1 protein-coding gene is annotated in these 816 nt (G+C 50.2%); it reads right to left on the bottom strand.

Annotation, left to right across the window (positions count from 1 at the left end):
• On the bottom strand, positions 1-816 hold an 816-nt coding region (mnmC, locus tag A3750_RS16225; RefSeq protein WP_156498654.1), incomplete at both ends, for an FAD-dependent 5-carboxymethylaminomethyl-2-thiouridine(34) oxidoreductase MnmC.

Raw genomic sequence — 816 nt, 5'->3', positions numbered from 1 at the left:
TCCAGATTTTTAAGGTCGTAAGTAGCGCCGATGTGCAGCTCATCGCTATTCTCTGCTCCTGGGCTTAGGTATCCTTCTCCGCAAACGACGCATGACAGATTGGCAAGTTCGGTGCTGAGAAGTTGACTGGTTTGACCTCTTAGCTGTTTAAGAGGTAGTTCGAGGTCAGGGATAAGATCCTTGACTCCAAAGGCATTGCAGAGCACGACGTATTCTGAGTTAAGAGTCTGGTCGGGTGTTTCAACGAGCCAGCTCTTGTCTTGCGCTTGTTCTAACCCAATGGCTTTGGTACTTCCGATAAACTGGACGTTAGCTCGTTGCAGCACATATTCAGCAAACGCTTTGGTATCAAGCCAGCCAGACTGCGGGAAAAAAAGACCTGTACTGTTAATCGCGATGCGGCTCTTGAACGACAGCTCGTCGGACGGCAATTGCTGAACAAAGCTGCTAGGTGGAGCATAATGCCTGATGAATTCATCTTGGCGCTGCTGTTCGTCTCCTGACCAAGCGAGTTGCGCAAGGCCGACAGGGTGCCAAAATCGGCCTTCACTGCTTTGCTGCATCCTTTCGTAGTAGCCTTGTGCCATATTGTGGGCGTGAAAAAGCAGCTTGCCCTCCGCATTCACCTGTCTTGGATATTTTGCGTACATAATTAATTGAGGTTGCGAGCTTGCCCCTGCTAGAGGCTGGGTAGCCCTGTCGATTAGCTTTACATCAAAACCATGCCTCGAAAGCGTAAGGGCTTGTACCAACCCGGCAATACCTGCTCCGATTACGATAGCACTGTGGTTGTTCAGGTCATTGATCGCGGCTTGG

Source organism: Oleiphilus sp. HI0079 (genome assembly GCF_001635105.1).
Note: the sequence above shows the minus strand (reverse complement) of the source record. Positions and strands in the feature narration are given on the sequence as shown.